This is a genomic window from Duganella fentianensis, assembly GCF_964031615.1.
Classification (GTDB): Bacteria; Pseudomonadota; Gammaproteobacteria; order Burkholderiales; family Burkholderiaceae_D; genus Rugamonas; species Rugamonas fentianensis_A.
This window is the reverse complement of the sequence record NZ_CAXIQN010000015.1, coordinates 1-6,430: the sequence shown is the minus strand read 5'-3', so window position 1 is coordinate 6,430 and position 6,430 is coordinate 1. Positions and strand designations below refer to the sequence as shown.

General features: G+C 58.0%; 2 protein-coding genes and 1 pseudogene. All 3 read left to right on the top strand.

The genetic code is table 11. The annotated features are described in order from the left end of the window. The first annotated feature begins 254 nt into the window (after positions 1–254). On the top strand, positions 255–5,663 hold the full coding sequence (locus ABNT42_RS11725) for a DUF3857 domain-containing protein (RefSeq protein ID WP_348697141.1): 5,409 nt from the start codon (positions 255–257) through the stop codon (positions 5,661–5,663). Positions 5,664–5,846: 183 nt separating this feature from the next. Further along, positions 5,847–6,263, top strand: coding sequence for a hypothetical protein (locus ABNT42_RS11720; RefSeq protein ID WP_348697140.1), 417 nt, complete (start codon positions 5,847–5,849; stop codon positions 6,261–6,263). Positions 6,264–6,333: 70 nt separating this feature from the next. Continuing rightward, a pseudogene (locus ABNT42_RS11715) lies at positions 6,334–6,430 on the top strand (DNA-3-methyladenine glycosylase 2); the annotation flags it as partial.

Genomic DNA, 6,430 nt, shown 5'->3' with positions numbered 1-6,430 from the left:
ATGGCTCGTACCGAGCAGATACTGGCGCGCTACAGCCCGCACCGCACGATGGCCGCCGCCCACCTGTGGGCCAGCCTGCATCCGCGCAGCACGGACTAGGTAATGAATAATCACCCCGATCCTCTCTATGCAAGCGGCTTCCTCATCTGCACAGAATGCTAAGTAATTTGCAACAATAATATGCAACAATAATTGACTGACAATAAGCACATCGTTACACTGGGTCGTTAAAAAATAATCAACTCCAGTCACCCATGCGACCTGTTTTTGTGCTGCTCGCCGCAGCTCCTGTCCTTGCCGTTGCCGCACCATCTGCCAGGCTGCAAATTGATGCCCCCGGCTTCCACCGCAACCCCAGCCTGCCAAAATGGATCACTCCGCTAGCGGAAATTCCACCTACCGAGCGCACCACGCCGCTCGTCACCCGCCTGAGCGAGACCCAGACCCTGATCGCAGCTACGCCTGCCACCCTGTACAACCGCGCCATACAGGTGAACGATTCGAGCGAGCTGGGCAAAATCGGCCAGAGCCTGATCAGCTATTTTTCCCAGTACCAGAAACTGACGCTGCATAGAGTGATGATCCTGCGCGGCAGCCAGCAGATTGACCACACGGCCAGCGTCAGCATCCGGCCCATGCAGCGCGAAACAGAAATCGAAAGCGGCATGCTCGGCGGCGCCACCACTCTGCAACTGCTGCTCAACGACGTACGCATCGGCGATACTCTGTGCCTCACCTACACCATCGAAGGGGAAAACCCTGTGATGGGTAAATTCTGGGCAGGCGACTATAGCTGGGACAGCATCTACCCTGTCGAGCGCCGCAATATCACCATCCTGCATCCGCGTAACCGCCCGTTGCAGTGGCGCCAGTTGGGCGACTTCCACAGCGAAAAGATCGCCCCCAAAATCGATACCCAAGGCGAACTGGTACGCATACGTTTCGAAGGCCGCGCCATCGAAGCGGTGGAGCCGGAGCCGTCGGTTCCGGCCAGCTATCTGCCGGTACGCATGCTACAGCTAAGCGAATATCAGGACTGGCAAAGCGTAGCACGCTGGGCCGACAGCCTGTTCCCCAAACTACCTGCCAGTCCCGCCCTGAAAACGCTAGCCCGCCAGCTTTCCAAGCAGAGCGATGCCAGCGAACGTGCCGCTGCCGCACTGCAGTGGGTACAGAATGAAATCCGCTATTTCAGTGTATCCATCGGCGAGAACTCGCACCGCCCGCAAGCGCCCGATGTGGTGCTGCAGCGCCGTTATGGCGATTGCAAAGACAAGAGCTATCTGCTGGTCAGTCTACTGCGCGAACTGGGAATACAGGCCCAGCCCCTGCTGGTTTCCGCCACCTCCCCCCAGTTCCCTGCCAAGGTGCTGCCGGCCGCCAGCTGGTTTAATCATGTGATCGTTCAGATCAGCATAGATGGCAAGGATTACTACGTCGATCCGACCCGTATCAATCAGCCCGAGCCGCTGGCGGCACTGCCGATAGCGTTTCCCGCTGCCAGCGTTCTGGCCGTCAATGCCGCCACCACGCAGTTAAGCACCATCCCCGAACGCAGCGAGACCCTGCCCACGTTCGAGCACACAGAACAGATCACCATTGCCGATTTCACCGGTGCTGCCACCCTGGTCAGCCGCGATATCTACCGCAGCACCTATGCCGATGCCATGCGCAGCTACTTCAGCAAGCTATCCATCAACGAGCAAAAAAAAATCGTACTGGCCAAATATGAAAAACTATATCCGGGAGTCAGCCTGCAAAGTGCGCCGAACTACCGCGATGTAGTGCAGGACAACCGCATAGAAATTACCAGTGCACTGCACTTGCCCAAGGCAGTCAGTCTGAAAGATCATGCCTACCACATCGCCATGGGTAGCCAGATACTGGATGGGGCACTAGATATTCCGGCCAAACTGGTGCGCAACTTCCCGTTTGCGCCCTCCGGCGGCCTGTACAGCGGGCGCTATCGCTTGCAGATACACTGGCCGGAACAGGTCAGGCGTAACGACACGCCCTACCTGAAAATGATAGACAACGCTTATTTCAGTGCTCGTGAAGAGTACGGTCTGCGCGGCGCCGATGTCGATTACCTGTTCGATTTCCGCCTCAAACAACGCGAAGTGCCGGCAGCCCAGCTACCCATGCTGGGCGAGCAGGCGCGCCTGCTGAACGAGTTTGTTGAAGGCTCCCTGCGCGTGCAGGAAAGCGCCGTGGAAAAAGCCAGTCTGCTCAACTATTCCATGCGCGATCTAGAAAGCCTGCGTCTGGCCGGTCAGGCACTGGAACAGGCCGACCAGCTGCGAGGCCGCAAAGATAGCGAGATCAACGCCGAACAAGCCTGCAACTATCTGGCGACGCAGCACAGTCTGTACGAATTTGTCGGGTCAGAGGGGGCACAGATAGCCCGTCGCATGGAGCAAAAACTTACGGCAGAAAAGAACGCAGCGCCGGCAGAGTGTATGACGCGCCTATGGCTGGCACGGGGCCAACCGGCCGAAGCACTGGCGGCGTGGCGGAGCCAGCCCGCCTCGGCAGCAGATGCGCCCATCCAGCGCGAACTGGCTTGGGCCGAGTTCTATGCGGATCAGCCAGCAGCTGCACTGGCACGCATGCAGGCCTATCGCGCAGCGAAAGAGTCCAGCAATGGCGGCATGATCAATAGCGCCGATGCAGCCAGTCACATCGCCTTGCTGCAGCGCAGCGGACAAACGCTGCCGGCTGCACTGGCACAGTTCGCCCGTGAAATGCCGGATGGCCCATGGCCACGCCCTATACTGGCGATGCAACTGGGTTTTATCAGTCAGCAAGATCTGCTCAAACAGGTCGATTCGATGCGGCGCGACCGTCAGGCACTGGCACGGGAAGAAGCATGGTTCTATATCGGTCAGGCACGGCTGGCTGCGCAAGACCATGCGGGTGCCCTGCAAGCGTTCCGCTGGGTGCAGGGACATGGGCTGCGTAACCAGCCGCTATGGCGGCAGGCGCTGTGCGAAATCCAGCGCGACTTTGCGCGTGACAAGTTAGCCGAGGCGGGCATAAAAGCCCAGCGCGACAAGCAATATGCGCGAGCGATCGAACTGTGGCAGCAAGGTGCTGCAGCCGGCAGCGCCGCCAGCCAGTACGGTCTGGCACTGGCAGCCCTGCGCGGCAGCGGTATGGCCGCCTCCAGCCAGCAAGCCGTGCAATGGCTGGAACCGGCTGCCGCCCGCGGCTATCCGGAAGCGCAGACCATGCTGGCCATGCTGTACACCTATGGCCAAGGCGTGCCGAAAGATCTGCCCAAGTCCATCCAGCTGCTGCAAGACAGTGCCCTGCAAGGGGAACCTCAGGCCCAGATGGAACTGGGGCGGCGCTACCGCTGGGGCGATGGGGTCAAACAAGATTTCGCACTGGCTCGGCAGTGGCTGGAGAGTGCCGCCGATCAGGGTAATGACGACGCCATGGCACAGCTGGCCGCCATGTACAGCAATGCCGAAGGCATGGCTGCCAATCACCTACTGGCGAATTTCTGGAACGAGCGCGCCGCTATGTACGACAACATCGACGCAGCCTTTAATATGGGCTACGCGCTGGAATCGGGTGCAGGTGGTGAAACTGACTATCCGCGTGCTTTGCGACTGTATCAAATTGCCGCTGAACGCGGCCATTCCGCCGCTGCCAACAATCTGGGCTCCCTATACCAGCACGGTCGCGGCACAGAGCGCAACTATCGCCAAGCACTGACCTGGTACCGCAAGGCGGCCGATCTAGGCAACGCTCTGGCGTTCAAGAATCTGGCGGTAATGTACCAAGATGGTCTAGGGGTGGAGGCTGACGTCGTCAAGGCAACCGAGTATTTCACTGAGGCTGCAGCACGAGGCAACGTCTACTCAATGCTACAGATAGGCTATATTTTTGACACCGTTATAAAGGATGCCCAGCAGGCCAAGACCTGGTACGAAAAGGCCGCGGAACATCATGACGCCACAGCGGAATACAATCTGGCGATGATGTACAAAGGAGATCAATTAGGCAAGCCGGACCGGCAAAAAATGCTGTACTGGCACCAACGCGCCGCCGATGACGGCGATGCCGATTCCCAGCTCGCCTATGGCCGTGCCCTGATGTTCGGCAATGGCATCGCCGCGAATCAACCTTTAGGCCTGGAGTATCTGCAAAAAGCCAGTGCGCAGGAACTGCCTGAAGCACTGGGACAGTTAGGCCGCCTGTATTTATTCGGCTTCGGTACTGAGGCGAACCCCGCGCTAGCACGCGAGTTATTGACCAAGGCTGCCGCGAGTGGTCGCAGCGAAAGCATATTGGATCTGGGGCGGCTGTATGAAGAAGGACGCGGCACCCAGATCGACTACCGCCAGGCCGTGTACTGGTACGAAAAAATTGCCCAACAGTCGCTTGAAGCCCAAGTCCGGCTCGGCACGCTGCTGAAACAGCAAAACCTCGATCCGGCGCGCGGACAACAACTTCTGACACGAGCCGATCAGCAAACCACTAGCGAACAGTACTTGCAACTAGCGAGGGTCTACAGCGATATCCGGCAGATTGATAAAGCCATCACTACATACGAGCGTAGCATCGCGCTGGCCGATCAGGCCAAGACTACTGACGATCAGTCCAGCCACAACCTGCTGCAGGAATTTATCAACTACCTGATTGAAACCAGCCGATTCAGTGCAGCAGAACCCTACGCAGAACGCAGCTTGCAACTTGCACAGAAACTCTACAGCGAAGATGATCAGCGCCTGCTGGACGAAATAGAAAAGACCTGCGACCTACACCAACAGGCAGCCCGCTACGGTGACGCAGAGACCTGCTATCTGCATCTGATAATGCAACTGGAAAAACACCGGGGACCCCGTAGCGAGGCCGTAGCTGCACTGTTTGAAAGCATAGCCGGACTCTATCGGGAAATGGAGCAATTCGCGCGGGGCATCGACTATGCCATGCGCGCAAAGGCCATCTATCTTGAACTGGGTTCCGACGATCTGCATTTTGCCGAACGTACCCATGCTGCTCTGCTGGGTGACAACGGGCAGTATGCAGAAGCGGCTAGCATGCTGAAAACGACGCTCGAACGTGAACGGGGCAGAAGCAGCCCGAACCACCTACGCATTGCCACGATCGAGCATCAACTTGGACGGCTCTATCTCAAGTGGCAGCGCAATGACGCTGCCCATAGCCTGCTCGCTAACGCACTAGCGAGCATCGAGAGCCGGACGCCGAATAATGAAAAATTTATTGCCAACTTGCGTAATTCACTGGCGCGCAGCCATATCGCCCAAGGTAACTACACCGAAGCAGGCAAGCTGATCAAGCTAACCAAAGATTTTTGGGCAAAGCTCGGATCTCCCGACCAGAGAGGCGTGAAACTTAGCGTTTTCCTCTCCGCAACCATCGACAATCGACAGCGGCACTACCAGCAAGCCTTACCGGCATTGCAGAAAGCGTTAGAATTCGCACGGCAATCGCCTTATTTTAATAAAGCAGAGCTAGCCGAAGTTCTACAGGAACTCAGCATTAGCTATCAGGGTCTGGGACAACCCGATCAGGCTCGTCAGGCATTGAGCGAAGCCCTAGCGCTGCGAAGCGCCATCTATAACGAGCAACATCCGCTGGTGCAGGAAACACGCCATATGCTGGCTGGGCTAGCAATGGGGAATGGCTAGAGCGCCAGCTGATAAGCAGACATACCAGCTGCTAACAGGAGGAGGAAATGTAAATAAGCGTGCCGCGAAAGCAGATGTTTGCGCTGGCTAGTGCCAGCATCCTCGCTTTTTTACTATTGCTATTTCCGCACACCGCTGGCGGTAAATGCCTTTGGCGCCGATCCGGCCGCATGGCCGTATCTAGTGGATTTGCTGTTCCCCCTGCCACTCCTGTACTCCCTGCTGTTGCGCCCTGCACGGCGCCAGATGCTGACGGCCTCGCTGGGCATCGCCTCGCTCGGCATGCTGGCGGGACGCTGGCTTAACCCCGCGCAAGAGCAGGCCTTCGATAGCTATTCACTGCTGCTGATCGCTACGGAAATCACGCTGGAACTGGTACTGGTAACGCTACTGGTGTATCAGTGCCGCCAGCATTTGCAGCAGCGCCCCAATGCAGACGAAGCGCTGGCGCGTAGATTCACTAACAAGTTCATGCTGTTCGAAGCCCGCATCTGGTACTACGCGCTGTTTCTGCGCCACGGCAAGCGGCTCCAATTCCGCGGTCTACAGCACTTCCGCTACGATCAGAACCACGGCAACGCGTCCGACCAGCAGGCATAGATCATGGCAATCCTGTTCGAAATGCCAATCGCCCATCTACTGCTGCATCTCTGGCTGGGCAATGGCTGGCAAGCCGGACATGGCTCGTACCGAGCAGATACTGGCGCGCTACAGCCCGCACCGCACGATGGCCGCCGCCCACCTGTGGGCCAGCCTGCATCCGCGCA